Source organism: Pseudomonas sp. Sample_10 (genome assembly GCF_004321495.1).
Taxonomy (GTDB): Bacteria; Pseudomonadota; Gammaproteobacteria; order Pseudomonadales; family Pseudomonadaceae; genus Aquipseudomonas.
In genome coordinates this window covers 55,081-77,549 of record NZ_RCOE01000063.1, presented here as the reverse complement: position 1 = coordinate 77,549, position 22,469 = coordinate 55,081, and the positions used below count along the sequence as shown (strand labels likewise).

General features: G+C 59.4%; 19 protein-coding genes and 1 tRNA gene. 9 read left to right on the top strand and 11 right to left on the bottom strand.

Annotated elements, in window-relative coordinates:
• Nucleotides 1-5 precede the first annotated feature (5 nt).
• Nucleotides 6-101 (top strand) — tRNA-Sec (locus D8U18_RS05560).
• 109 nt (nt 102-210) lie between these two features.
• Nucleotides 211-1,284: an AI-2E family transporter gene (locus D8U18_RS05555; protein ID WP_056855368.1), complete on the top strand. Its 1,074-nt coding sequence runs from the start codon at nt 211-213 to the stop codon at nt 1,282-1,284.
• Nucleotides 1,285-1,287: 3 nt separating this feature from the next.
• On the opposite strand, the gene D8U18_RS05550 is transcribed toward D8U18_RS05555, so the two are convergent.
• Nucleotides 1,288-1,935: an MliC family protein gene (locus tag D8U18_RS05550; RefSeq protein ID WP_056855367.1), complete on the bottom strand. Its 648-nt coding sequence runs from the start codon at nt 1,933-1,935 to the stop codon at nt 1,288-1,290.
• A 294-nt stretch (nt 1,936-2,229) separates the two neighbouring features.
• Here D8U18_RS05550 and D8U18_RS05545 point away from each other — a divergent pair, with 294 nt between their 5' ends.
• Nucleotides 2,230-3,675, top strand: a complete 1,446-nt coding sequence (locus tag D8U18_RS05545) for a mechanosensitive ion channel family protein (protein WP_131107233.1) — start codon at nt 2,230-2,232, stop codon at nt 3,673-3,675.
• A gap of 19 nt (nt 3,676-3,694) precedes the next feature.
• Here the strand turns inward: D8U18_RS05545 and D8U18_RS05540 are convergent, their stop codons facing one another.
• Nucleotides 3,695-5,980, bottom strand: a complete 2,286-nt coding sequence (locus tag D8U18_RS05540; protein WP_241664297.1) for an ELM1/GtrOC1 family putative glycosyltransferase — start codon at nt 5,978-5,980, stop codon at nt 3,695-3,697.
• Between the two features lie 283 nt (nt 5,981-6,263).
• On the opposite strand from D8U18_RS05540, the gene D8U18_RS05535 reads away from it, so the two are divergent.
• A complete protein-coding gene (locus D8U18_RS05535; protein ID WP_177434996.1) occupies nt 6,264-7,073 on the top strand; it encodes a phosphocholine cytidylyltransferase family protein in 810 nt (269 codons plus the stop codon).
• A 16-nt stretch (nt 7,074-7,089) separates the two neighbouring features.
• On the opposite strand, the gene D8U18_RS05530 is transcribed toward D8U18_RS05535, so the two are convergent.
• The 9 genes from D8U18_RS05530 to D8U18_RS05490 all read right to left on the bottom strand — a co-directional run bounded on the left by D8U18_RS05530 (nt 7,090) and on the right by D8U18_RS05490 (nt 16,115).
• On the bottom strand, nt 7,090-7,923 hold the full coding sequence (locus D8U18_RS05530) for a metallophosphoesterase (protein WP_131107231.1): 834 nt from the start codon (nt 7,921-7,923) through the stop codon (nt 7,090-7,092).
• Nucleotides 7,924-7,986: 63 nt separating this feature from the next.
• Nucleotides 7,987-8,748 (bottom strand): aspartyl/asparaginyl beta-hydroxylase domain-containing protein, encoded by a 762-nt coding sequence (locus D8U18_RS05525; protein WP_131107230.1) that lies wholly within the window; start codon nt 8,746-8,748, stop codon nt 7,987-7,989.
• 38 nt (nt 8,749-8,786) lie between these two features.
• A complete protein-coding gene (locus D8U18_RS05520; RefSeq protein ID WP_241664296.1) occupies nt 8,787-9,680 on the bottom strand; it encodes a hypothetical protein in 894 nt (297 codons plus the stop codon).
• 87 nt (nt 9,681-9,767) lie between these two features.
• Nucleotides 9,768-10,739 (bottom strand): acylglycerol kinase family protein, encoded by a 972-nt coding sequence (locus D8U18_RS05515; RefSeq protein ID WP_241664295.1) that lies wholly within the window; start codon nt 10,737-10,739, stop codon nt 9,768-9,770.
• Nucleotides 10,729-11,835, bottom strand: a complete 1,107-nt coding sequence (locus D8U18_RS05510) for a CDP-alcohol phosphatidyltransferase family protein (RefSeq protein WP_241664294.1) — start codon at nt 11,833-11,835, stop codon at nt 10,729-10,731. The genes D8U18_RS05515 and D8U18_RS05510 overlap by 11 nt, the downstream gene beginning before the upstream one ends.
• A gap of 116 nt (nt 11,836-11,951) precedes the next feature.
• Entirely contained in the window at nt 11,952-13,034 is a 1,083-nt protein-coding gene (gene lptG, locus D8U18_RS05505) for an LPS export ABC transporter permease LptG (protein ID WP_131107228.1), read from the bottom strand.
• A complete protein-coding gene (gene lptF / locus D8U18_RS05500) occupies nt 13,031-14,104 on the bottom strand; it encodes an LPS export ABC transporter permease LptF (protein ID WP_056855358.1) in 1,074 nt (357 codons plus the stop codon). Before lptF ends, lptG begins: the two co-directional genes overlap by 4 nt.
• Nucleotides 14,105-14,158: 54 nt before the next feature.
• A complete protein-coding gene (locus tag D8U18_RS05495; protein WP_130904848.1) occupies nt 14,159-14,989 on the bottom strand; it encodes a nucleotidyltransferase family protein in 831 nt (276 codons plus the stop codon).
• Nucleotides 14,973-16,115 (bottom strand): hypothetical protein, encoded by a 1,143-nt coding sequence (locus D8U18_RS05490; RefSeq protein WP_056855356.1) that lies wholly within the window; start codon nt 16,113-16,115, stop codon nt 14,973-14,975. The genes D8U18_RS05495 and D8U18_RS05490 overlap by 17 nt, the downstream gene beginning before the upstream one ends.
• A 430-nt stretch (nt 16,116-16,545) precedes the next feature.
• Here D8U18_RS05490 and D8U18_RS05485 point away from each other — a divergent pair, with 430 nt between their 5' ends.
• From D8U18_RS05485 to D8U18_RS05465, 5 genes are read left to right on the top strand one after another with little or no spacing between them, the layout of a single operon-like run.
• Nucleotides 16,546-18,276, top strand: a complete 1,731-nt coding sequence (locus D8U18_RS05485; RefSeq protein ID WP_131107227.1) for a fatty acyl-AMP ligase — start codon at nt 16,546-16,548, stop codon at nt 18,274-18,276.
• Nucleotides 18,273-19,190: an NAD(P)-dependent oxidoreductase gene (locus D8U18_RS05480; protein ID WP_177434995.1), complete on the top strand. Its 918-nt coding sequence runs from the start codon at nt 18,273-18,275 to the stop codon at nt 19,188-19,190. Before D8U18_RS05485 ends, D8U18_RS05480 begins: the two co-directional genes overlap by 4 nt.
• A gap of 36 nt (nt 19,191-19,226) precedes the next feature.
• A complete protein-coding gene (locus tag D8U18_RS05475) occupies nt 19,227-19,487 on the top strand; it encodes an acyl carrier protein (protein ID WP_056855353.1) in 261 nt (86 codons plus the stop codon).
• A complete protein-coding gene (locus tag D8U18_RS05470; protein WP_131107226.1) occupies nt 19,474-20,670 on the top strand; it encodes an aminotransferase class I/II-fold pyridoxal phosphate-dependent enzyme in 1,197 nt (398 codons plus the stop codon). Before D8U18_RS05475 ends, D8U18_RS05470 begins: the two co-directional genes overlap by 14 nt.
• 58 nt (nt 20,671-20,728) lie before the next feature.
• The gene (locus D8U18_RS05465) at nt 20,729-22,456 is read left to right on the top strand and encodes an ABC transporter ATP-binding protein (protein ID WP_130907579.1); all 1,728 of its coding nucleotides are present in this window, start codon (nt 20,729-20,731) and stop codon (nt 22,454-22,456) included.
• Nucleotides 22,457-22,469: the final 13 nt, after the last annotated feature.

Sequence of the window (22,469 nt, the reverse complement as noted above, 5' to 3'; positions counted from 1 at the left end):
ATTGAGGAAGGTAATCGCGCCCGGTGGCGCGGCCGGGCTTCAAACCCGGTTGGGGACGGCATCCGTTCCCGGGCAGGTTCGACTCCGGCTACCTTCCGCCACTTTCCTGCGCTGATTATCGACAGTTATACATTCATCACATTTGCCGATGAGCAACTATGCTGGGCATACCGACACTCTATCTTTCCAGTGCACTGCCAGGAGATATCCATGGTGCCCCTACCGCTTTCAGAGAAGGCCTTGTCCCGCGGCTTGCTGGATGTCCTGATCCGCGCAGGACTGATTGTTGTGCTGGTGTTGTTCTGTTTCGAGATTTTCAGGCCGTTCCGCGATTTGATGTTGTGGTCGGTGATCCTGGCGATCACGTTGTATCCGCTGCAAAAGCGTCTCAGAGGCCCGTTGGGGCACAAGGACGGGCGCATTGCGACGTTCATCGTGCTCGTGGCAATCATCATTCTGATGGTGCCGATTTACCTGCTGGGAACCTCGATTGCCGACTCAGTGGAAAATGCCATCAGCGTCGTCAAGGACGAGGGCGTGCATATTCCGGCGCCAGCGGCATCCGTGGCGCAATGGCCGCTGGTGGGTGACCGGGTGTTTGCGCTATGGCAGCAAGCGGCAACTGACCTTCCCGGGCTAACCGCCAAATACATCCCGCAAATCAAGGGCGTCAGCCTGGGCCTGCTGGGCAAACTGGCCGGTGTGGGCATGGGTTTTCTGACCTTTATTTTCGCGCTGATCATTGCCGGGATTTTCATGGCCTACGGCGAAGCCGGCAGCCGTGCTTCTGTGCAGATTGCCTCGCGCATCAACGGGCCGGAGAAGGGCGCCAGTGTCGCCGCCTTATGCACGGCAACCATCCGTGCCGTGGCGCTGGGTGTCGTCGGTATCGCTTTCATTCAGATGTTGCTGGTCGGGCTCGGCTTTGTCCTCAAGGGCGTGCCGGGTGCGGGCCTGCTGGCCCTGGCGGTGCTGTTGCTGGGGATCATGCAATTGCCCGCGACGCTGATTACCGTGCCGGTGATCGCCTATGTCTTTGCCACGGAAGGCCCCAGCACGGTCACCATCATCTTTGCGATTTACGTCTTCGTTGCCGGCCTGGTGGACAACGTCCTCAAGCCATTGTTGTTGGGGCGTGGGGTGGACGTACCCATGCCGGTGGTACTGATCGGCGCCTTGGGCGGCATGGTCACCAGCGGCATCATCGGTTTGTTCATTGGTCCGGTGGTGTTGGCGGTCGGGTATCAGCTTTTCTGGCAGTGGGTGCGCGATTCACCGGCATGAACTTCAGCCCGTCGGTTCAGCCGTACAGGTCAATATTCCCGAGCCCGGTTTCTGGAACAGGACGCCACTGCCGTCCTGCCGGAAACTGTAGGTTCCCTGCAAATCCTTGCCAATGTATTGAGTACCAACGTCACTCGGCACCTGGTTCAAGGTGATCGAGCTATTGGCCCACGCCAGGTAAACGACACCTGGCTGGGTGGTGAAGAAAGTCGCGGAAACCAGTGCGTTCAGCCCGTTACAGCGAAATGCCAGAGGGCCTTCGGTGAGTCGGTATGGGTCTTTGGTCCTGACGATTGCCGAACCTTGGCGCAGCTGGTGCGCGCGCTGGGCATAACTGCTGATCGTGCATGACCGGGGGTCAGGCCTGGAGGCACATTGGTTACGGGCATCGACCCAGAACTGCTGGTCGATCAGTACTTTATCCGGGCGCGGAACTGAATGTTCATCCGTCAGCGCCAGGCGATAAAGACGCATCAATTCGACATCCATCTGCGCCAGTTGCGCGTCGCGACAGATCAGCTTCTCGACCGTAGCCGTTGCCTTGGTGCAATCGTAACTAGTGGCAAAGGATGCGGCTTGGGTGCAGGGGACCGTCACCAGGCAAACGCTGGCAGCGGACACAGCGGCCAAGCAGGCCATGAGCGTTTTCATGTTGGCGTCACCCAGATCACCGGATTGCCTTGGGACCCATCGATCCGTTGAGTAGTCATTGGAACGCGGCTGTATCGCAGTGTAAGTCAGTGTTCAGAACTTGCCACGCCGACTGACGGCTGGGTGCGCGCAAAGGGCTGGCGCAGAGCAGCCACAAAAACTGCACTAAGCCACCTTGGGGCACATGTTCACGCGCAATCCGCCGACCTCTTTCGGCCGGCCTGACTATCCTTCAAAGGTCGGATACAGGTCCGCAGTAGCGCGGCGACCATTGGCTGGAGCGGGAGATGCCCGATGTTGTCCTTGTTCTCTGAAAGTCCCTTGATGGGCGGCCTGCTCCTGATCCTCATTGATATGGTGATGTGGCGTGTGGTCGGTTCCCACCGGTACAACTGGAAAGTACTTGCGCGGGTGGTGATTTTTACCTTGTACAGCGCGCTGTTGTTCCATCAAGGCTTGAGCCCATGGGAGCCGGGGCCTGCGGTCGATGACGCGACGCTGCAGTTCGCGACCACCGTGCTGCAGATCATGTGGTGGTTGTTCGGCGCACGCACCCTGACAGTCATCATCGGTGCGGTGATGATGTACCGGGTAGGGCACACCGGGCGCTTGCTCCAGGATCTTCTCGGCGCAGTGATTTTCCTGGTAGCGGTCATCGCCGCCCTGGCGTATGTGCTCAATCTGCCGGTCAAGGGCGTACTGGCAACGTCCGGCGCCTTGGCGATCATTGTCGGTCTGGCCCTGCAAAGCACCCTCAGCGATGTGTTCTCCGGGATCGTCCTGAACACCACCAAGCCTTATCAAATCGATGACTGGATCGCCATCGACGGCACCGAAGGCCGGGTCACCGATATCGACTGGCGTGCCACGTTCCTGCAAACCTCTCAGGGCAACATGATCGTGATCCCCAACTCGATGGCGGCCAAGGCCAAGATCACCAATTTCAGTCGGCCCAGCGATATGTTCGGGGTCTCGATCAGCTTGCTGATCAGCCCCCTTGTGCGCCCGAACCGGGTGTTCGATGCCCTTGAACGCGCGGCGCAAGGCTGCCGCATCCTGTTGACCAAACCGGCACCGAAAGTGACGATCAAGAGTACCGGTAGCAATGGCGTGGAGTACGAAGTCAGCGGCTTCGTGGTGTCGATGGATCAGAAGCGCAATGTGCGCAACCAGCTCTACGATTTGGCGTATCGGCATTTGCAGGCGGCCGGTATCAACTGGCTGTCGACTGTCGAAACCAGTTTGCCCCCGGTGCAATCAAAAGCCCGGGGCTTGCTGGATAACGCGAGCATCTTCGCGACAACGTTGAGTGAGGAAGAAAAAGACGACGTCAGCCAGGCCATGACCCGGCAGATTTTTCAGCCAGGTGAAGTGATTTTGCCGGCCAACCAGGTCAGCGATCACTTGTACATCATCGAATCGGGCGTAGTGACGGTGGCCTTGAGCCGCGCCGGTGTGAAGTTCGAAGCCGGGCGCATGGGCCCCGGCGAAGTGATTGGCGAAGGCGGGATCGTCTCGGGTACGGCGCTGCCAGCGGAATTTGCCGCACTGACGTTCTGCAACCTGTACCGGATCGACAAGGAATTCTTCAGGCCGTGCGTTGAGGCCCGCCATGACATCGGTGAAGCGATGAAGGCGTTGCTGGATTTCCGCTTGCAGATCGCCCACACCATGACCCAGGAAGAACCGAAGGCCATCGAGAAGAAGGGGTTTATGCAGTGGTTGCGTAGGCGGGGGTGATTGGACAATTGCCTCCGCTTCAGTGGCCTTGACCAGACGGCCGCTCGCCAATGATCAAGCCGCGAATGGCGTTGATCGCTCGTTCGCGGGCGCTTTGCAGCATTGGTGGAGACAGCAGCGGCGGCTGCAGAGGGCCTTGTGACAAGGGCATGACGCCGAGTGCGAGGTGCGCCTGTTCGAATTGGCGTTCCCGCCTGATCAAGCCACCCGACACGAGTTTGAAATAGAACCTGCTGAATCCCTCCTGCTGCTTGGGCGTGCCACGCACCCCCGTTGTCCGGTCAATCACTCCCAGGCGCTGTTCCAGTGCGTGGCGAAGTCGGGCTTTGCGGTTGCGTTGGATCGGCAACGGAAAAACCGCGACCGGGCGTCCGGTCATGCAAGCTTCCGTCAGCATCGAAAGGCTGTCGCCGGTGACGATAAAACCATCGGCCAGGGCCAGAAACGCAGGATAAGGATTGTCTTGGGTCTCACCGAATCGATACGACCAGCATGGAACGTCAATGACCGACAGCAAGGTATCGGTGGTCGTTGCGGATGAGCGCGGGCTGGTCGATAACAAAATCGAGCCACCCATGGTTTTGACCGTTGCATTGGCTTCCCGGCCGAGTCGAATCAGTGCATCCGAGTCCATGCAATAGGGGGAAGCGCTGGCTCCCACGAGTACGGCGATCCAGGGGCGCGGCAGTGCAGCGAATCGCTGTCGCCATTGCTCCAGTTGCGCCTGATCGAGAGCACGCGGGTTCATGTATGGCGCAGGGAGGTCGACAACGTTATCCGCCAGGGCCAACCCATATTGCGGGGTGGACAGGACCAGGTCGAATCGCCACAACGGAACCTGGGCACGTCCGACATGCACCAGTTGTGTCGTGCCTTTGGAGCGATGTTTGATCCATTGGGCAATCTGGGCGCTGCGTCGCCCCGAACTGAAGACCAGGTCTGGCCAAGGTGCGTTCAGGCCAGGAATTGGCCGTCTGGGCAGCTTGCTTCCCAGCAGGGCGTCGAGCAGATAAGAACGCGGTGGAACGGTGATCCGTTTGCATTCGTAAGGCCAGCCCAAGGCGTCCGCCATGGCAATCAGCTGCGCATTGTCACCGGCATGATTGCTCAGCAGCACCCATACCTTAGGACTTTCGGCGGTCTTGAGCCGCAGCGCATAGTCAGCGACGAAGCGCTGCGTGTGCCCCTTTTCATCGACGCAGTCGAGCTGCCAGCACCGATCGGGATAACGCCGCGCGATACGTCGCAGAAGCCGGCGCCAACCGCTGACAGAACTGATCATCGAGCCATCGCCACTGAGCCTGGCCTTGACGTAGAGCATTCGCGTGGCCAGTGCGAACAGGCGATCCACGACCCAGGGCAGGTCTTCCGGCGCCAGCTTTTCAAGATCATGCGCAGCGATGAAATCCTGAGCAGGTAAATCGACCTGGCGCAGCTGTTCCACATCGAGTTGCCGCACAGCAGGGCCGAATGCCGGCGTTTGTTGCCACGGCCCGATCAGCCCGAACTTCGCACACTGCAGGTTACGGCTGCGCAGCATGACATCCTCTGGCATCAGCGCCGGTTGTGCAGTGGCTTCGCGCTTGAGCTGGAAGAATCGCGGACTGGGTTCGGCTGCCGTGTAGAGCTCATACCCGGTTGCGTCTGCCGCTTCTTCAAGGCTGAGGAAAATTTCGGCATAGGGATGGATTTGATAGCTGTATTGGGCAGGCAGTGGTCGCCAGGGTTGTAGATGCAGCGTCGTGTAATGCAACAACCGGGATTCGCCGTGTTTGTATTCCAGGTCCCGGGCGTGCCAGATGGCATCCAGTATTCCGAAGTTCCCCGGAATGTCTGACGCAGCCGCATGCAGCTTTTTCTTACTGATCGTGGTGGCTGCTTTCATATTCCAGCAACGCTGCATCCGCTCGCAATCGATGAGCATGACTGCCGTTTCTCTGGGCGCGAGCGCCAGATAGCCGTGTTCACCCATCGGTTGGTCGAACAGCTCGGCCGGGTCGGCGGTGTAGAGCTGATCGACGTCGTTGTACAACGCGCGGCCGTGGCGCCCGGCCAGGTCCGGAATAGCGAAGCGATAATTAGTGAAACCGGTACGCCAGCCGGTCTGATCGAAACCGGGCAGGCCAGTCATGCGGTAAATTTCGTAGCGCCGATCCGGGTTTCGCACTTGCGCCAGCGCAAAGACAAAAATGCGTTCGGCACGGTACTGCGCAGGCTCGGTCCCAAGGAATATACGCACGGCGGGGGCTTGCGGTGCGCCGGCCCTGGCCGCCAGGACTATCGGCTCGATGCGGGGAATCGCCACGGGTTGCCCACTGTTCGTTTCGACGATGGGGTCGAGGGTGTCAATGCTTGAGGATGGCTGTACTGAACCCTCCAAGCGCATGGGCGTTTCCTCCGAAAATTGGTTTTCAGAAGCATAGAGCGAAAATCCGAGGCGTCGAGAATAAAACTTCGTCGCGATACTGATTGAATTGAGCCGATGGGCGGGCGTCCTCAGTCCAATCATTGATCTAGTCTACCAAGCACGCCCTCACTGATCGAAGGGTGCTAGTGGTTCAGATCCTGGACTTGGGGAGCCTGGAAATATGGGGTTATTCGAACAACGCACCCGTACAACCGCAATTATTTTGAGTGCCGGACAAGGACGACGGCTACTTCCATATACAGCGAATTCTCCCAAATGCCTGATCGAAGTCGGCGGGCTGCGGGTCATTGAATGGCAGATTGATGCGTTGTTGGCTGCCGGAATAAGCCGGATCACCGCCGTGATTGGCTACGGGGCAGGCCAGGTTGAACAGGTTCTGAACGAGCGCTATGGGCCGGGCGTCATCTCGACGATCTACAATCCGTTCTTCGAGGTCGCCGACAATCTGGCCAGTTGCTGGATGGCTCGCCATGTCATGCATGATGATTTCATCTTGCTCAATGGCGATACGTTGTTCGAACAGCCGGTGCTGGAGAGGCTGCTGGAGGCGCCTGTCAGACCGATTACACTCGCGATCGACAAGAAGTCGGCTTATGACAGCGACGATATGAAGATCCAGCTCGCCGGTGAACGGATCAGTGCTGTCAGCAAGCAGATTGCGCTCGATAAGGTCGACGGGGAATCCATCGGCATGATGCATTTCCAGGCGGGCGGAGGACCGTTGTTTCGCAATGCGCTGGAAGAAAGTATGCGCCGTCCCGAAGCCCTGCAAATGTGGTACTTGAGCATTATCAATTACCTCGCAGCGACGACAGGGCAGGTGTTCGCGCAATCCATCGAAGGACTGGACTGGAATGAGCTGGACTTTCCCGCCGACCTCCAGGCTGCGCAGGCAATGGTCGAGTTTTGGGCGGGCCGCAAATATTGCACGGCCTTCTCCCTCGCTGAGGAAGCGAAGGAGAGTTCCTGACGGTGACGCAACCCCGTTAATTTGCGCTCGCAACCCCGGGCAACAGACAGTCGCAGCGAATTTCTTCGCAGCGCTCGAATGCGCTTTGCAAGGAAGAGTATTCCCAGCGCTCAACGTTAACTTGCCTTGTCAGTTTATCCAGATGGATTCGATTGAATGAGTTAGGGGCATTGCCACGCAGGCGTGACGAGAGCGTGGTGCCGGCCTGCACCCCCCAGATTTCCTTGGACAGCCCGGCATATTGCGTGCTGAGTGCCAGCACATAGGGCAGATGGATATGCCCTCCCATCACCACATCGAGCCCTGACGAAGCCCAACGCTCCAGTGCAGCCCGTGCACCGATCTGCAAATTGCGCCGGTCGGACGCGACGATAGCGCCGAACGGTTGATGAGCGACAACGATGCGCAACTTTTGCCGATCGCACCTCTGCAGTCGCTCAGCCACTTCCTCGACTTGTCGGGCAGTGACCTTGCCTGCCTTGCGCCGTGAAGGATGCGTTGTGTTCAAGCCGATGATCAATGCATCGTCATTTTCGAAAATGGGTGCCAGATTGCTGTCGATGTACCGGTGATAATTCCCATAGGGTGAAAACACGCGCGCGAGCAGGTTATACAGGGGGATATCGTGATTTCCGGGAATCGTCAGCACCTGAGGTATTCCGTAATCCTTGATGCGCTGGATGAATGCCTGCGCCGAGGCGAACTGAGCGCGTCTGGCGCGTTGCGTAATGTCCCCTGAAAACAGCACCAGATCGGCGCCATGCGCCTTGACGTGCGATTCAAAGGCTTGCATGACGAGGGGCAGTTCCGTGCCGAAATGCGTGTCGGAGATATGCAGAAGACTGGTCATCGTTGTTGGAAATCCTCTGTGCCGGGGCGTGCTGGGTGCTTACTGAGGGACCCGTGGGCGTCGCTATGGTTCAAGACCACGCTCCCAGGCACGGTGGTTGCGGCGCGCGTCCTGAATGAACGGCGACCAGCGAATCAGCCGGAGCACAATCCTGTTGAGCAACGTACCCCGCGCATTGAGCGGTCGTTCGACGTCGAGAAACAGAACCACGCGAGTCCCGGTCGTATCGTTCCAGACTTGATGCCGGTAGGTGTCATCGAATATCAGGCATTTGCCACTTTCCCAATGGCGGATCTGATCGCCGACCTGGATTCGGCATCGTTCCCGGGGCTCAGGCACCACCAGCCCCAGGTGCACGCGCAGCAGCCCGTTGTAAGGGCCTCGGTGCAGGGGAATATGTTTGCCCGGGGCCAGGATCGAAAAGAACGCGGTAAACATGCCCGGTATGGCTTCGACGATTCTCGTGGTGTCAGGGCAGCGGGCGCAGTTCTTGTCCATCTTGTAGCCATAGCCGTAGAGGAAATAAGTTTTCCACTTGTCGTCCTGGGTAATGTTGCGTTGATCTTTAGAAATGTCTTGAAAATTGGGCAACCGGTCGCGGTCATCCAGGACGACTTCGAGCTCCTTGAGAATGCTTGGCCAGTTCGCTTCCAGCTCCGTCACCCAGGCAAACTGTCGGGGCTCGAAGAAAGGGCTGTCGCCCACCGTGGAGTTTCGCAGGATGTTCTTTTCCAGGCGCTTGATGATCCACAAACCGAGCGCCACGCTGGGGCGATGTTTGCGCTTGGTGGGTGGGGTGCTGACGCGTACGTTGTCTCTATCCATGGTCGCCCTCTGTTGTTCGAGTCGGCAAGGCGCATTTCTTAGCGTAGCCGGCGGCTTTTGAGCAGGCGCCAGAGCAGGGGCCAGCCAAAGACCAGAGGAAAACGACGCAACCGATGAGTCACGACGATGGGCTCACCCAAGTGACGCTCCAGCTTCCAGACAAGGTAGTCGACACCGTTTTCGAAGGTGAAAAACGATTTGACCAAGCGTGCCACGTTCAAGGTTCGTCCCTGAATCCGCCGCAACTTCCACAGTCGCTCATGACGGCGGCGTGCTGCCGGCGGACAGAGGTTGCGATAGCGATCCGTTGCGTGCGCACAGACGGCCATTTGCTTCACCGCAGGCGCTGCGGCTTGAGTGATGCGCGAGTAATAATTCATGTCATGCCTGACCAGCTGCCTGGGCCGATCGGCTGATTCCGGGCGCAACTCGGTCCGGTAGGTCAGCGACAGGGATTGTTCCCAAAGCGTAAAACTGTCGAATTGATCCGGTAAATGAGCGATGCAGCGTCCCAGCAGCGTCATCACCGCTTGAGCCAACGCAAAGTGGATACGCCTTTGCGTTTCCCCGTCCTTGAAATAAACCAGTCGGCACGGTTGGGCGAAACGGCCCCAGAGGTAGCTTTGGAACCACGAACGAGTGCCTGTCTCGAAGTCCTGCAGCGAGAGAATGGCGCATTTTGCGTGGAGCATCCGGCCATCGGGCGTTGCAGCGCTGATGACGACTACCGTAGGCGGAAGCCATGCATTGGCCAGTTGCTGCAAGCGTTTGGGATGAGCGCGCGCGTAACTGTCAACCAGCGCATACAAATCGACCATGCCATCACTCAGATCGCCATTGCGCAGACAAGAACCGTAGACCAGCAACCCAACCAATGCACCGCCCAGGCGTGCATGCACGGCCTGGGCGATGCCGTCCAGATCAGCGGGCATCGGCTGCGTGCATTGCGCCCTGACCTGTTCGAGCAAGGCCACGGGCGGCGGTAGGCAATCAAAGGCTCGCATCGGCTCTCAGGGGTCCTAAAAGGTCATGAAGCGGATCGGGGCCGTGGCGGCCAGGGTGATCGTGCCTTGTGCTGGAAAAATTTCACCGTCGAGCACGTATTCGTCAGCGCCACCGAGATCCATCCGGGTGAAATTGTGGCTGAAGTAGCCATCTTGCTCCTTGATCAGCGAGACGGCCCGGCCCCAGAGCAAGAGCGGCAGGACCAGGGCCAGGCGCCGGGGCCGATGCGCGATGGCGGTCAGATGTATGGGCTGCGGTTCGGTGCCCCAATAGGGTCTGCTTCCGGCAAGAAGACGGTCCAGGGTGGTGGCAAACACCACCAGCCAGTCACGTTCCCAGACACCACGATGAGTGCCCAGGCGGGCGGGCAACGCGCAAAACAGGTCGTGTGGCAGGTTGTGCAGCGCAGAAAACAGCATTCGACCCAAGGCCAGTGTCGGCCCCAGCGCCCCGGGTACGCGCTTGGGCCGCAGCGTTCGATGGTAGTAACGCACGCCGTTCACGACTGCGCCGACGCCGAAGAACATTCCGAATTGCGCCGCATGTTGCAACCCGCTATCAACGCGAAGCGCAGCACGCGATACGACTTTTGCGGCGGTTGCATCGCCGGCGAGCCAAGCGGATAAGCCCGTCAAGGCCTTTTCGGCGCTCAGGCGCGCCCCCAGATCGATCGCGCTCATATTGGTGGTGCCACCCGGAATGACCAGTACGGTTGGCAGGCACGCAGGTTCTTGGCTCAGCAGAAAGGAGATCGCGGCCTGCAAGGTCCCGTCGCCACCCACAACGACCAGCAGGTCACTCTCCTGGAGCTGGAAGTCGCACACGGCATCGGCGATCTCATCGGCCGAGGTGGCTTCGAGCACAGAGGCGCCGGGGACGTCGCGGGCGAGCAGACGAAACCTGGGCAAGGCACGTCGCAGGGTGCCGCTGCAAGGGTTGAGCAAGATGCCGATTTTCTGCGGCCGCGGACAAGCGTCACGCATCATTGAGACCCGAGCGTGGCGCAAACATCCGCACGATCAAGCGGTCGCGCTCGGCGGCCATGTCGATTCGGCTGAGCCAGGGCTGCGGCGGGTGGCCCCGGTGTTTCAAGACAATGGCGGACACTGTGCGAACCCCCAGCACCAGTGTCGAAACACAGGTCCAGACGGCCACCCAAATCAATCCAGTGTCATGGGCATCCACCGCCCACAAGCAGGTCAGTATCAGTAGATTGGGATTACGCCGCGCAGTGACAAGCCTGTTGAGCGAGTCGAACGGGCGCCACAGAAACATTGAAAAGGGCGCGGCGAACTTGAACGCACCTTCGCACAACCGACCTGCGACATAGCCCAGGAAAATGGCCCAGAGCACGGGGTTGAGCGGAATGTCCGAGTCCCAGGTCGCCGCATAGCCCATTCCCCAGGCGATATACCAGAGCGGCGGGTGAATCAGGTCCAGGCCATGGTCGAAAATATTGCCGAAGCGGGTGGAGGTGACAGTGACACGTGCCAGTTTGCCGTCGACCGTATCGAGAAACGTCATCAGCCAGCCGGCCACCAGGCCCGCACCGAAATGCCCGTGCCAGAACAGCACACCCGCCAGAATAGCCAGCACATAGCTGGCTGCCGTGACCTGGTTGGGGCTGAGCCCAAGCCGCACGCACCAGACGGTGGCCCAGCGCGCCGGGACAGGCCAGATCGCTCGGGTTATGAAGTCGGTGACACCTTTGTAGGATCCGTTGAACAGCGACTTTTCAAGGTGCGCTTGATTGCTGTCGGTGATTTGCGCGACCCACGGAGGATCGAACTTGCGCAGTTGGGTCTGCATGGCGGTGGCCACGGTAGCGGGAACCACTTTACGCAATCCGGCGACGGCGTCGGTATCCAGGCTGGGCAGGTGCGCGAGTCGCTCCACGCTGGCATGGGCGGCGACGATGGCGCCGGTCTTGGGGTCTTGCAGGGCGACCTCAGGCGTTTTCAACAACCCCCGCAACACCCGATCATCGTAAAGGTAATCTTCGCGCAGCAGCACGACCTCGCCTTGTGCCGGCAATGGCTCGCCTGCATCGCAGAGGTGGGCGTCGGGAAACTTTGCGAGCATACGGCCCACTCGTTCTCTGGAGGTGAGGCCCCACAGACGCACCGGGCTGCTACAGATCAGGTATACGAGAGTCTTCATTGTTCAGCGCCCTGTTCATTGAAATAGCGTGGGCAGTCTCAGCGACTGCCCCGGTCCATGTAACCCACCATCCCGATCGCCACCGCGAGCAAGACCAGTGCCGGCCCCAAGGTAGTGATCAGTGTGTTCATCTTTAGCAGAAGACCAAGGTTTACGATGATCTGATTACTTACATAGACCATTAACCCGACCAGCGCACCCAACGCCAGCCGCGCCCCCAGGTTGGGTGAGCGCGGTTGTGCGAAGGCAAACGGGATGGCGAACAGGATCATCGCCAGGGTCAGGATCGGCCGCCCGAGTTTTTGCCACATCGCCATTTCATATTGCGCCGAGGGCTGGCCCGAGCCTTTGAGGTAGGCGATGTAACGATAGAGTTGGCGCACGGACAGGCTTTCAGTCGGCAGGGTAATGTCGCCCAGTCGCGCTCCGCCAAAAATCGAATGCCAAACCATATGATCGAGTTGCTGTGTCGTTTCGGTGCCCTGATCCCACTGTTTGACCTGGACGTTGTTCAAACGCCATTGGCCTGCGTCCTGTATGTCCGCCGACTCTGCAAAGAGGTAGGACACCAGTGAGTGGTCGTTGTCGAACCGGAAGATTTCGATATTGACCGGCAGCCGTTTGTGCTGAAGATTGCCCACCCGCACGATTTGGTCGTCCTGGCGAGCCCAGACGCTTCCCTGGTCGTTGCTGGCCTGAGCACCGGCGGACATGGCTTCGTTGCGCAACTCCAGGCCATTTTGCTGCAGGGGAGAGGCCACCCATTCATCCAGCGCCGCCCATGCCAACGCCAGCGCGAGCCCGGCCAGCGTCGCCGTGAACCCGATGCGGGCAATCGACAGGCCAGTGGCGCGCATGACAGTCAGTTCCCGGGTGGCGGCCAACTGCCCGAGCGCGGCAATGCCGCCGAGCAGGGCGATGAACGGGCCAAGCTCGACGATACGACGGGGCAGGGTCATGAAGACGACTTCGATGGCCTGGCTCAATCGGTAGCCGTCAGCAGTCACATCATCGAGTTCGCCCACCAGGTCGAGGGTGGTGAACAACGGCAGCAACAGCGCTGCGGCAGCGGCGAAACCGAAGAACACATGACGGGTGATGTAGCGATCGAGGATTTTCATCGCAGGCCGAACCGAAAGAGTGCCAGATCCCGCGCCAGGAAAATCAGCAGCGCCAGACTCATCAACAGCGGCACGATCCACAACCCCGGGTACAGGGGCAAGGTGCTGTTGCCCACCATTGTCTTGCAGATGTCCGCTGCGTAATAAATCAGGGCGAACGCGGCTGTTACGGGCAGCAGGGTGGCGAATCGTCCCTGTCTGGGCCGGGTGCGGCTCAACGGAATGGCGAGTAATGCAAGGATGGTCGCGCTCACGCCCCGCGTCTGGCGCCACTGCAGTTCGGCCTTGTCCAACGGTGCGCTGGAAGCCTCCAGCACCTGGTTGGGAGCCGCCTTGCGCTTACCTTCGGCAGCCCTTTCGATGGGCAGCAAGTGCAGCCGCATGTGCTCGAATTTTTCTGAAATATCCTTTGAGGTGCTGTGCTTGAGCAAGTAGGAATGGCCTTGCGTCAGTTCCACGACCGGATCGTCTGGATCGGGATCCAGAATGCGCGCTTGTGCGGAACGAAACACACGGGTTTTCGAGTCGCCCGGGTCATAGATCAGTACATCGTGGAGCCGGCCATCGGTGCGATCGATCCGCTCTGCCAGAATCATCCTGCCGTTTTCGTTATTCAGGTTGAAGCGTTGCGCTTGCAGATGATTGACGTCCAGATCTGTTCGCGACTGCTGTTCCAGTACATAGGCCTGCGTATAGGCCCAGGGGCGCCCGTAAAGCGAGAGCATGGCCACCGCCAGCGAGATCGGTATTGCCAATAACAGGACAGCCCGATAGATGCGCAGCGGGTTTGCCCCCGAGGCCGATATCGCAATGATTTCGGAATCGTGGCACAGGCGCCCGACCGCCAGGGTCACCGAGGCATACAACGCCACCGGCACCAGCATTTCCAGCGCAATCAGTACCTTGTAGAACACCATTTGCAGCACGGCCTGCAAAGCGAGGGTTCCCTGTACCGCGTCAGACAGGTAGCGCTCTGCGGAATAACTGGCAAAGATGAACACCAGGATGCTGACCATCACCAACACCGGTCGACGGATCTCGGCGATCACATAGCGTTCGATCAGAAACATAATCCGGACCCTGCCAACGCTCGCGAAACCGCGGAGCGTTGCCATCCAGATCCATCAGGAACCGCTCGGTATCGACTGATTTTTCTGCGCATGAAACCGCTCCACCATTTGATAATCCAGCGGCGAATCGACATCGATAGCGGCCTCCGCAAAGGGCATGATCACCGCGCCGATACTCACCCCCAACTTGCTGGAAAGCTGTTGTAGCGCTTGTTCCAGGGTCAACCGGCCCATCAGGTAGCGCAAAACGCCTGTAAAGCCCAGCGCACCGGCAATGACGCGTCGAGGGTTTTTGCGGTCCTGTTCGACCCGTTGCCAGAAGCTGGCGAGCCGGCGGGCGTCCTCGGTCATGAACGCAAACAAATTGCTGCCGCAATACGGGCCGCCGCGCAGCCGGATGCCGGTGCGCCGGGTGCCTGGAAAGCGCGCCAGAACCGTGTCCAGGGGCGTCACCGCCACCACAAAATCATGCCCCCCCGAGGCCGCGTGCTGTAGAAAGTAGTCGACCATCTCCCGGCAAAGCAGTGCGTGGTCCGCGGTTGTCACCAACACCGGTCTGTCTGCGGGCTGAAGCGCCAGGGCTTGTGCGGCGCTAACACTGGGCGAGTTGGCGGGTTCCAGCCAACCGACACCGGCGCTGTCGAGCAGTTGCGTCATTGAGGCATCTTGCGCGAGTAAGTTTTGCGCAGGACCTACCAGTACGATTCGATCAATCCACTCGCTGTCCTGCAACGCCCCGACCACCCGACAGACCATGGGTATTCCGGCCACCGGCACCAAGGCCTTGCAGCTGGTCCCGGCCATTGCAGCAACCGGATCGGCCGAGCCCCTGTCCGCTGCCAGCACCAGCGCAGTGAATTGTTTCGCCTCAGATGTGCTTTTCATAGATCCGGTAGCGCTTGTAAGGGGTGGCACCGATCTGGACGAGGATTTTGCGCATCACCGCGTTTGACTCCAGGATCCAGGACATCTCCAACGCTTCAATGCCCCGTTTGACGAAGGGTGGCTTGAGCGCTTCGATCAACAGCAGGGCGAGTGTTGGTCCCAAGCGGCTGAACTGGTAACGCTGCTTGACGCCCATCAGGGGCACGCGTGCGGTGCGCGTGCCCTTGCCATAAAGCCGCCACAACAGCCGCAGCCAGCCAAAGGGCAGCAATTGTCCTTTGAGAGAGGCGATCGCCTCGTTGATGTTAGGGATGGCCACGATAAAAGCGCAGGGGTCGCCATCGACTTCAGCGATGTACAACAGGTCTTTGGGGACCAACAACCTCAACTGGCTGCCAAGCTCGAAAAATTCGGATTCGGTGAAAGGTACAAACCCCCAATTACGGCTCCAGGCGTCATTGAATATTTCACGCAGGATGCGCATGTCGCGCCGGAACTGACGGGTGTCCAGAGGCCTGACCACCACGCGCTTTCGCTCGCGCGCCATCATCGCCGACAAGGCCGGCGGAAAGTGCAATTGGTCGGTGCGCATCCAGTAGGCCAGCAGGTCCGTGGCTTGCCGATAGCCGATGGCGGTGAGCCTTTGATCATAGTAGGGCTGTCCGTGTCCCATCATCGCAGAGGGGGGATGATCGAATCCTTCCACCAATAACCCGCTTTCCTGGTTAATGGTCAGATTGAACGGACCGGTGATACGCGCGGCGCCACGTTCGCGCAACCAGGCCTCAGCTGCCGCGAACAGGCTGTCGACTACGGCCGGGTCATCCACGGCTTCAAACATCCCGAAGTGCCCGGAATCATTGCCGTGCAATTGCCGGTGAAGGCTGTCGATCTGTGCCGTGATACGCCCCACGACTTCCGTTCCCGACCAGGCCAGCCACGCCTGCCACGTTAAATGGGACGACGCCGGGTTCTTTTTGGAAAGGAGTTCCTGGCGCTCGTAATGGATCGGCTCGATCCAGCAAGGATCGTTGCGATAAAGAGTGCCGGGGAAGCTGATGAATGTCTTGAGTTCCAAACGTGTAAGGACGGGTCGCGTAATGATTGGCAACTTCTTATTGATCATCGTTGGCCCAAAAGTCGGTAGCAGTTGAACTAGCTTCTCTTCGGATTTGCCGTCAGAGCGTAGCTGAACTTTTGGCGTCGGGCGCGCGTGATCTAAATATTGGCGTGAATGCGCCTCCAAGGCTTAAATACCCTGTACTTTTCGATGGCTGTCGCATTTGAGAACGAGGTGCTACAGCTACATGCGATGTTCGCCGGTCGTCGCTCATCCGGGAAAAAATTTGCGATCACCCAGATGCCGATTAGTATTGCGTTAGGCTTTGTAAATACTTGAAAAAGCCGAAAGATCTTCTGCGAGCCGGTTATCCCTGGAGCTTGGACTCCATGGAAACGGCAACGGGGCAGTAAAACGACAAGTGTTTTACTGGCGCAGGGGGTCGACCCGCTATTTGACTTATCCTTACTCGGGCTAAATGGATGGGTGTTTCCTTATGTCTGCAACCGTTGCAAAACAGGCACTCACTCAACGTCTCGCGGACTTTTCCACGCTAGTGGAAGCACTCGATTATGCCGCGTCTGGTCAGACCGGGATGAACTTCTACGACAGGCATTGCCACTTGATTGCTGCGGTTGAATACGCTGAGCTCAAAAGCAATGCTGTCGCGCTGGCTAAACGTCTACTTGGGCTCAAGTTGAAGAAGGGTGATCGGGTCGCACTCATCGCCGATACGCACCAAAGCTTTATCGAGTCGTTTTTCGCTTGCCAATACGCGGGCCTGATCGCCGTTCCTCTTTTGGTGCCATCCAGTTTGGGAAGCCATCATTCCTACGTGGAAAAGCTGAAAGGACTGTTCGCCAATTGCACGCCGGCAGCCGTCCTCGGACAGGAGGAATGGCTTCCCTATGCACGGGAAGCGCTGGGGACCTCGCTTCAGGCGTTCGTCGGGACTGTCCAGCAATTGAGCGCTTTGCCTCCCGTGCAGACGCTTCCCCGCGTGTTGCCGGAGGACATCGCCTACCTGCAATACACATCCGGCAGCACCCGATTTCCTCGTGGCGTGATCATTACCCAGCGTGCGGTGATGGCCAACATCAGAGGCATCGTCGTGAACGGTATCGGCGTTCGTCCGGGGGACCGATGTGCGTCATGGCTGCCCTTTTATCATGACATGGGGCTGGTGGGCTTTGTCCTGGCGCCCATGGCGGCACAATTGACAGTCGACTACTTGCACACCCGGGATTTCGCCACGCGACCCGGGCAATGGCTCAAACTGATAAGCCAGAATCGGGTGAATGTTTCGGTTGCCCCGCCGTTTGGCTATGACCTCTGCACCCGGCGAGTCCGGGACCCGGATAAAGCCGTATTGGATCTCTCCTGCTGGCGTGTCGCGGGGATTGGGGCGGAGCCCATTCGGGCATCGGTGTTACGCCGTTTCGCGGATTGTTTTCTCGACACGGGATTCAATGCGGCTGCATTCACGCCTTGCTACGGTCTGGCGGAGAGCACCCTGGCCGTCTGCTTCGCCCGCCGCGGGGCAGGGGTGCTGGTGGATCATGTCGCTCGCCAGGCATTGGAACATCAGCTCAGGGCGCAGAAATGTGCTGCCGATGATCCGGGAAGCTGTGCGTTTACCAATTGTGGTGCGCCATTGCCAGGGCATCGCGTGGAAATTCGCAACGCGGCGGGGCGAGTGGTCGCAGAGCGCGAGGTAGGCCAGATATTCGTCTGGGGGCCCAGCGTCATGTCGGGTTATTTCAATGATCCCCAAAATACCCAGGCAGCCTTGAAAGATGGCTGGCTCGACACCGGTGACCTGGGCTATCTGTCCGGGGGCGAGCTGCATATCACTGGCCGGCGCAAGGATTTGCTCATAGTCCGGGGCCGAAACATCTGGCCGCAGGATATCGAATACCTGGTGGAGTCCGAACCCGATCTGAGGCCTGGCGATGCCATCGTGTTTGTCGTGCCCGGCGATGATGAGCCTCAGGTCGTGGTCCAGGTTCAATGCCGGGTCCGTGAGCCGGAAATCCGCGAGCAATTGGTCCGGACACTGCTGGCCAAGATCATCAGTGAGTTCGGCCTTGCTGCCGACGTACACCTTGTGCCACCTCATTCATTGCCACGAACCTCTTCGGGCAAACCCTCTCGCGCCGAAGCCCTCGAACGGTTCATGGCCCAGGCCAACGCTGTTCTTCCCTGTCCGGCACTGGAGACGACGTGAGCGCTCGCGTGGTTGCGCTGACTGGCGCCACTGGCTTCATCGGCAGCGTCCTGCGCGAACGACTTGTTGCCCGAGGCGTGGAGGTACGAGCGTTGGCTCGCTCCGGGAGCGGTACGGCAGAGGATGGAACGAAGTGGATCAAGGGAACACTGGAAGATGAGCCGGCCCTTGCCGAGCTTACCCGGGGCGCAGATGCGGTTATTCACTGCGCTGGCAAGGTCAGGGGCCGGGCTGCCCGGGATTTCGACTCGGTCAACGTGCAGGGCAGCAAACACTTGATGGAGGCGACACGCCTTAACGGCAGTTGCGAGCGTTTTCTGCTGATCTCGTCCCTTGCGGCGCGCCATCCGACATTGTCCTGGTACGCCGCTTCCAAATTCGAAGGCGAACGCCAGGTAAAGGCCGCTGCCGGAGCGATTCCCGTGTGTATTTTCAGGCCGACCGCCGTATACGGTCCCGGTGACCGCGAGTTGCGTCCGCTGTTCGACTGGCTCTTGCGCGGCTGGCTGGTAACCCTCGGTCGAGACGATTCACAGTTCAGCTTTCTGCATGTGGACGATTTGGTCAGTGCCGTCATGCAGTGGTTGGACGCACCTGTCGTGCAATCGCAGACCTTTGAGTTGTGTGATGGCCAGGTGCAAGGGTACGACTGGGCAAGCCTGGCCGGCATCGCTTGCGATATCCGCCATGCGCCGGTACGGCAAGCCGCAGTGCCTGCCGGGGTACTGAAAGGCCTTGCACGAGCGAACCTGGTGCTGTCCCGGTTCACCCGCCGGGCACCCATGCTGACCCCCGGCAAAGTCAATGAACTGATGCACCCGGACTGGACCTGCAGCAATGCGCGCATCAGCGCGTCATTGGGCTGGGAGCCGCAGATACTGTTAAGGCAAGCGTTGCGCAATCACATGTTCTGAGCGGGCAAAGAGCCACTGAACTCAAGGAAACCCACGATGATCACACAAGAAGCGATACTCGAACGGGTGATAATGCTCATCGGGCGGCTTGCACCTCCCGGGACGCCAATCTACCCGGATACCGATTTGGCCCAGGACCTGGGGATGGAGTCGATAAAGGTGATGGACATGCTGATGGAGCTGGAGGACGAATTCGACATCTCGATCCACCTCAACATCCTGATGGATGTGCGAACGCCTGCACAGCTGTCCCACGCGATTCTCAACTTGATGGAGCATGCCGATGGGACTGTTTGACAAGTTCGGCAAACTGGCGGCGGAACGCGCCAGCCTCTCGGATTCGCATCCTTTTGGAATTCGCATCGACGAGATGTACTCCCCGACAGAGGGCAGTATCCAGGGGAAGAGAGTCATACTGGCGGGTACCAATAATTATCTCGGGCTGACATTCGATCCCGACGGCATCAAGGCGGCGCAGCGCTCGCTGGAGCTTGAAGGGACCGGCACCACCGGTTCTCGTATGGCCAATGGCAGTTACGCCGGACACAGCGCGCTGGAGGAGGAACTTGTCGATTTTCTCGGGCGGCGTTCCGTCATTGTGTTCTCCACAGGTTATGTCGCCAATCTGGGTGTCATCGGGACCCTGGCGAGCGCGCGCGAAGTGGTGTTGCTTGACGCCGATTGCCACGCGAGCATCTACGACGCTTGCAAGCTGGGTGGTGCAGAGATCATCCGCTTTCGCCATAACGATGTCGCTGATCTGGAGCGGCGCATGGTCCGGCTCGGCGACCGCGCGCGCGAAGCGATTATCCTGGTGGAAGGCATCTACAGCATGCTGGGTGATCAGGCTCCGCTCAGAGAAATAGTCGAGGTCAAGCGTCGTCTCGGAGGTTACCTGCTGGTAGACGAGGCGCATTCCTTCGGTGTGCTGGGTGCCAAGGGGCGAGGGCTGGCCGAAGAGTTGGGGGTGGACTCGGAAGTCGACATTCTGTTGGGCACGTTCAGCAAGAGCCTGGGCGCGGTCGGTGGCTTCGCTGCTTGTCACGATGCGCAAATGGACCTGCTTCGCTACGCCAGCAGGCCCTATATCTTTACCGCTTCACCCGCGCCCTCGGCCATTGCCTCCGTGAGGTCAGCGCTCAAGGCCATCAAGGAACGTCCGGAGCTGCGACGTCAGCTGTGGACGAATGCCCGGCGGCTTTATCAGGGGTTGGCAGAGTCAGGCTACCAATTGGGGCCACAAGCCAGTCCGGTGATTGCCGTGATGCTGAAGTCGCCACACGAGGGGCTGGCCTTCTGGCGAGCGCTGATAGAGAAGGGCGTCTATGTCAATCTGGTCCTGCCTCCAGCGACGCCCGGTGCCGTCACCCTGATACGTTGCAGCGTCAGCGCGGCCCATACACCCGAGCAAATAGACCAGATCATCGAGGCCTTCGCGTCATTGCGTAGCCCGGTGCACCTCGTCACAGTGGGCGCTTGAACAGTGTCGCGAGCTGTCGGTGAGCTAATCTTTACCTACGTCATAGTGAACGACACTCATGCGGATTATTTTTGCCTTTGGCCGCTCTTATCCGGCCCGTACCGTCCTGATGCTCCTGAGTTTGCTGCTGGCAGGGGTGGTCGAAAGCGTCAGCCTGAGCACAATGCTGCCACTGATATCGGCGGTGCTTGAAGACCAGCCGCATTCAAAGCTGGCGGTTCAGGTCTTCGCCGTCATGGACACGCTCGGCCTCGAGCCCTCGATCCCCAACATGCTGGTGATTATTGTCGTGGGCATGACGCTGAGTAACCTGCTGATATTGCTGGGCAATCGGCAGGTTGGCTACACGGTGGCACATGTGGCGACCGACCTGCGCATCGACCTGATCAAAGCCTCGCTGGGCAGTCGCTGGGAATATTATCTGCGCCAGCCTGCCGGGGCACTGGCCAACGCCGTGGCAACGGAAGCCTACCGCGCTTCCACCGCTTATGAGCATGCGGCCAATATGCTGGCGCTGGGCATCCAGGCAGCGGCCTATGCAATCATTGCGCTTTTCGTCTCCTGGCAGGCAGCGTTCCTCTCATTGCTGATCGGTTTTGTCCTGCTGGTGGCCGTGCGGGGACTGGTCAAGACGTCACGTCGCGTGGGCAAAAGCCAGACCCGCTTGATGCGTGAGCTGCTGGTCTACCTGACGGATACGCTGGCTTCGGTTAAACCGCTCAAGGCCATGGCCCGGGATGACATTGCCGATTCCTTGCTGCGCGGTCACGCCGGCGAGCTCAACACCGCATTGGAGCGCGAAGTGATGAGCCGCGAAACATTGCGGGCCTTGCAGGAACCCATGCTGGCAATCCTTGCCGCCGCGGGACTCTACGCCGGGCTTGTGATCGGCGGACTGCCGCTGTCTTCGGTGATGGTGCTCATATTCGTGGTGGTGCGCATGCTGGGATTGCTGCACAAAGCGCAACAGCGCTATCACCGGATGGCCGCGCAAGAGAGCGCCTATTGGGCCATCAACGAAGCAATCGACAATGCCGTGGCCGATGCCGAGCCGGTTGGAGGGAACTGCGTTCCTGCCTTGAAGCGCCATATCGTTTTTGAAAACATCAGCTTTGGCTACGGCGGACGGCAAGTGCTCGACGGCGTGTCGATGAGTTTTCCGGTCGGTTCATTCACCACCATGATCGGTCCTTCCGGTGCAGGCAAAACCACCGTGCTCGACCTGATCTGTTCGCTGCTCGCGCCTCAATCCGGACGCATCAGGGTAGACGACTGTGACTTGCACGACCTGGATCGGAGGGCCTGGCGGCGGATGATCGGCTACGTTACACAGGAAACCTTGCTGCTGCACGACAGCATTCTGGCAAACGTCACCCTGGGGGACAGGTCGTTGAATGCCGACGATGCAGAGCGTGCGCTACGTCAGGCCGGCGCGTGGCAGTTTGTGCAGGAATGTCCAGGCGGGCTGCAATCGATCGTCGGCGAGCGAGGTGCCAAACTGTCCGGCGGCCAGAGGCAGCGTATCGTCATCGCACGTGCCTTGGCCCATCGCCCCAAGCTTCTGATCCTGGATGAAGCAACCAGCGCGCTCGATCCGGAATCGGAGACCGAAATATGCCAGGTACTGAAAAGCCTGACCCCCGGCATAACCGTCATCGCGGTGTCCCATCGGCCCGCCATGATCCGCATTGCGGACCAGATTCTTGAAGTGCGCGAGGGCAGGGTGTTGCCAGTACCCAATGCCGCCGATCGTGATGGCACAATCACGCAAGAAGCGAAAGCCTGAGGTGCCGTCATGC

Coding starts and splice junctions, on each gene's coding strand:
- D8U18_RS05555 (WP_056855368.1), top strand. CDS start 211: ATGGTGCCCCTACCGCTTTCAGAGAAGGCCTTGTCCCGCGGCTTGCTG.
- D8U18_RS05550 (WP_056855367.1), bottom strand. CDS start 1,935: ATGAAAACGCTCATGGCCTGCTTGGCCGCTGTGTCCGCTGCCAGCGTT.
- D8U18_RS05545 (WP_131107233.1), top strand. CDS start 2,230: ATGTTGTCCTTGTTCTCTGAAAGTCCCTTGATGGGCGGCCTGCTCCTG.
- D8U18_RS05535 (WP_177434996.1), top strand. CDS start 6,264: ATGGGGTTATTCGAACAACGCACCCGTACAACCGCAATTATTTTGAGT.
- D8U18_RS05530 (WP_131107231.1), bottom strand. CDS start 7,923: ATGACCAGTCTTCTGCATATCTCCGACACGCATTTCGGCACGGAACTG.
- D8U18_RS05525 (WP_131107230.1), bottom strand. CDS start 8,748: ATGGATAGAGACAACGTACGCGTCAGCACCCCACCCACCAAGCGCAAA.
- D8U18_RS05520 (WP_241664296.1), bottom strand. CDS start 9,680: ATGCCCGCTGATCTGGACGGCATCGCCCAGGCCGTGCATGCACGCCTG.
- D8U18_RS05515 (WP_241664295.1), bottom strand. CDS start 10,739: ATGATGCGTGACGCTTGTCCGCGGCCGCAGAAAATCGGCATCTTGCTC.
- D8U18_RS05510 (WP_241664294.1), bottom strand. CDS start 11,835: ATGCTCGCAAAGTTTCCCGACGCCCACCTCTGCGATGCAGGCGAGCCA.
- lptG (WP_131107228.1), bottom strand. CDS start 13,034: ATGAAAATCCTCGATCGCTACATCACCCGTCATGTGTTCTTCGGTTTC.
- lptF (WP_056855358.1), bottom strand. CDS start 14,104: ATGTTTCTGATCGAACGCTATGTGATCGCCGAGATCCGTCGACCGGTG.
- D8U18_RS05495 (WP_130904848.1), bottom strand. CDS start 14,989: ATGAAAAGCACATCTGAGGCGAAACAATTCACTGCGCTGGTGCTGGCA.
- D8U18_RS05490 (WP_056855356.1), bottom strand. CDS start 16,115: ATGATCAATAAGAAGTTGCCAATCATTACGCGACCCGTCCTTACACGT.
- D8U18_RS05485 (WP_131107227.1), top strand. CDS start 16,546: ATGTCTGCAACCGTTGCAAAACAGGCACTCACTCAACGTCTCGCGGAC.
- D8U18_RS05475 (WP_056855353.1), top strand. CDS start 19,227: ATGATCACACAAGAAGCGATACTCGAACGGGTGATAATGCTCATCGGG.
- D8U18_RS05470 (WP_131107226.1), top strand. CDS start 19,474: ATGGGACTGTTTGACAAGTTCGGCAAACTGGCGGCGGAACGCGCCAGC.
- D8U18_RS05465 (WP_130907579.1), top strand. CDS start 20,729: ATGCGGATTATTTTTGCCTTTGGCCGCTCTTATCCGGCCCGTACCGTC.